This is a genomic window from Lactobacillus gigeriorum DSM 23908 = CRBIP 24.85 (genome assembly GCF_000296855.1).
GTDB classification, from domain to species: domain Bacteria; phylum Bacillota; class Bacilli; order Lactobacillales; family Lactobacillaceae; genus Lactobacillus; species Lactobacillus gigeriorum.
Genome location: NZ_CAKC01000052.1, coordinates 1 through 3,110, shown reverse-complemented (window position 1 = coordinate 3,110; position 3,110 = coordinate 1). Strand labels below are relative to the sequence as shown.

Annotated in this window: 4 protein-coding genes; 2 read left to right on the top strand and 2 right to left on the bottom strand. The window is 41.2% G+C overall.

Features of this window, described 5'->3' with window-relative positions:
• Positions 1-143: 143 nt before the first annotated feature.
• Together hflX and BN52_RS05185 are read left to right on the top strand one after the other, a co-directional pair.
• Positions 144-1,430, top strand: a complete 1,287-nt coding sequence (gene hflX, locus BN52_RS05190) for a GTPase HflX (protein WP_008473263.1) — start codon at positions 144-146, stop codon at positions 1,428-1,430.
• Between the two features lie 14 nt (positions 1,431-1,444).
• Entirely contained in the window at positions 1,445-2,449 is a 1,005-nt protein-coding gene (locus tag BN52_RS05185; protein ID WP_008473262.1) for a CAP domain-containing protein, read from the top strand.
• A 37-nt stretch (positions 2,450-2,486) separates the two neighbouring features.
• Here BN52_RS05185 and BN52_RS05180 read toward each other — a convergent pair whose 3' ends face one another.
• Both BN52_RS05180 and BN52_RS05175 read right to left on the bottom strand, forming a co-directional pair.
• Positions 2,487-2,750: a hypothetical protein gene (locus tag BN52_RS05180; protein ID WP_040473425.1), complete on the bottom strand. Its 264-nt coding sequence runs from the start codon at positions 2,748-2,750 to the stop codon at positions 2,487-2,489.
• Between the two features lie 5 nt (positions 2,751-2,755).
• Positions 2,756-3,110 (bottom strand): Yae1 family protein (locus tag BN52_RS05175; RefSeq protein WP_040473424.1); only part of this gene is annotated, 355 nt, incomplete at its 5' end.

The window sequence follows — 3,110 nt, the reverse complement described above, 5'->3', positions numbered from 1 at the left end:
AGTTTAAATCATATAAATATTTAAGAAAGCAAGATTAGACTAATGGTTTATGGGTTACCGCAAAAATATTGACACTTACTACTTAACTTTTTATCTAAACGTGACATTGTAATACAATTATATATAAGAAAGGAAGTGTTGCTATGTACGACAACAAACCGAAAAAAATCAAAGCCTTCATTGCAGGCGTTAACTTAAACGATCCCAACTTCGATTATTACATGAGTGAATTAGCCAACCTAACCGCAGCTAATCAAATGGAAGTTGTCGGCCAAGCTAGGCAAAATGCGGAAACGCTGGTTGCCGGAACTTATTTTGGTTTAGGAAAAATCAACGAAATCAAAAACATGGCTCGTGGCCTTAAAGCTAAGGTACTAGTCCTTAATGATGAACTTACTCCAGTCCAAATTCGTAATCTAGAGAAACTTACTAAACTGCGCGTCATCGACCGGACAGAATTGATTTTAGAAATTTTTGCCAGTCGTGCTCGCACTAAGCAGGCTAAATTGCAGGTTCAACTAGCACGCTTACAATACGAATTGCCACGCTTGCATCCCTCAGAAAATACTCTGGACCAGCAGCGTGGTAATGGTGGCTCAAGCAGCGGTGGTTTTGCCAACCGTGGTGCCGGTGAATCCAAACTAGAAATGAATCGCCGGACGATCGGCAAACAGATCTCCGCAATTAAGAAAGAACTTAAGGCCGTTGCCAACCAAGAAGAAATCAAGGCTAATCGGCGTAATCAAAGTGCCTTACCGAAAGTTGCCTTAGTTGGCTACACCAACGCTGGTAAGTCGACAACTATGAACGGCTTGCTCGATGCTTTTTCAGATGGCAACGAAGACAAGCAAGTTTTTGTTAAAAACATGTTATTCGCAACCCTTGATACAAGCGTTCGTCGCATCGAAGTCGACCATAAGTTCAACTTTATTCTATCGGATACGGTTGGTTTTATTTCTAAATTGCCACATAACTTGGTTGAATCCTTCAAGGCAACTTTGCAAGAAGCAAAAGATGCTGACTTATTGGTCAATGTAGTTGATAGTAGCGATCCAAATATGTTGCAAATGATTCGCACTACGCAACAAGTATTGGAAGAAATTGGAGCTGGCAATATTCCAATGATTACTGCCTACAACAAGGCTGACTTGACCGAACGGGCTTATCCTCAAATTGAAGGCAAGGACATCCTCTATTCAGCCACTGACGAAGCTTCAATTAAAATGCTTGCCGACCTCATCAGTAAGCAAGTTTTCAACAACTACGGTGAATTTTCACTTAAACTACCACTTGATGATGGTAAAGACCTGGCCTACTTGCATGAACATGCTCATGTCAAGGCTGAAGACTACCAGGCTGACGGTATTTACGTGACCGCTAACTTGGCCCCAGCCGATCAGGCACGATTCGAACCATTTTTACTTAAATAATAGAAAGGCAGATTATGAAAAAACTCCACTGGCTACTGGCGCTTATCACTGTCAGCTTCGCCTTTATGGGAAGTTCTGAAGTCCAAGCTGCTAAATATAGTGCCAAAGAAGCCAAACAGGTTGAACAATTCAAAGACGCCTATCGGCAACTTGACCGTAGCACAATTTACGATCAAACCAATATCTATTACGATAGTCCACACTTTGGTAAGACTTTTAATCCAGGGCGCTTACGCGATGCCTACACTACGACCTCAATGGCTTATGTCAACTACTACCGCTCTCTATTTGCTCTGCCAAGAGAACATAATTTTGAAATCGACAATGTCAATGCCCAATTGGGTGCAGTCGCACTTGCATCAGTCAATGCAGAGCCTACGCTTGCTGCTCATGGATTGATTAGCTATCGCCGGCCTAAATATTTTCCACGAAACGAGTGGAGCAAGGCTGAAAACGCAACTTTAGGCAATATTAATTTTCTTGACTCAACAACTGGTGCTACCGCTGGGGAGATTGTGACTGATCTATTGCAAGATCGCAACAACCTCGCAGGTAGTGGTGATACCGGTCACAGGGCATTGTTGCTGTCAGCACGCGCTACGCACATGGGAATCGGCGCAAGCTATGGGCAAAATAATGGACGCCTCTATTCGGTACAAAATGGCGTTTTTGCTGACGATATTTTACGTAAACCAGCTGCTAAGGCAGTACCTTATCCCGCAAAAGGACTCTTCCCGTATGAACTATTAGATTCAACTACTCCATGGTCGATTTACTTAGTGGGCCAAACCATTACTACCACGCCGAAAATTTATATTACTGATTTAACCAGTCATCGTAAGACTGTTGCGACTAGTGTTCGCAATTATGGCAAGCTTTATTATGGCTTCGGCTATTCTGCTGCTTTAACTTTTAGACCAAGTAAGAGTTTGAAAATTATCAACACTCATAAGTATCAGGTTAAGGTTGGCAAATATTACACATATACTTTTAGGCTATTCCGCCAAGCAGCTCAATAGATAGCAAAAAGACGATGCATGATATCGTCTTTTTTGTTTATCTGCCATATTCTCGATTCAACTCAGCCATAATCTGCTTTTCTTCGAAGTCTTGGCCAAAAGTCATAAGTATCATCTTTTTAGCTCCTTCATAGTCAATCCCATTCACCTGCAAATTATGGATTGCCTTTATCATCATCTTTTGACGACCAATCTGTTCGCCTTCCTTTTTGCCTTTCTTCAAGCCTTCTTTGAGACCCTCTTCGCGGTACCTTTTCTTATAGTATTCTTCCCTTATTTTTGCTTTTTCTGCTATATCCATAATTCTCACCGCTTTGATGCATGTTTGCCATATATCAGCTTCAATTCAGCCATAATCTGTTTTTCTTCAAAGTCTTGGCCAAAAATAATTAGTATGTTGTCTTTAGCAGTTTCAAAATCAATTTCCTTAGCCTTTAAATTCTGGATTACATTAATAAGATATCTTTCTCGTTCTTTTTGGCGACCGATCTCTTCGCCTTCCTTTTTGCCTTTCTTCAAGCCTTCTTGTAAGCCCTCTTGTAAACCTACAGCTCTACCTTCTTTGAGACCTTCTTCGCGGCACCTCTTCTTATAGTATTCTTCTCTTATTTTTGCTTTCTCTGCTATATCCATAATTCTCACCGCCTCAATTCTATCTCGT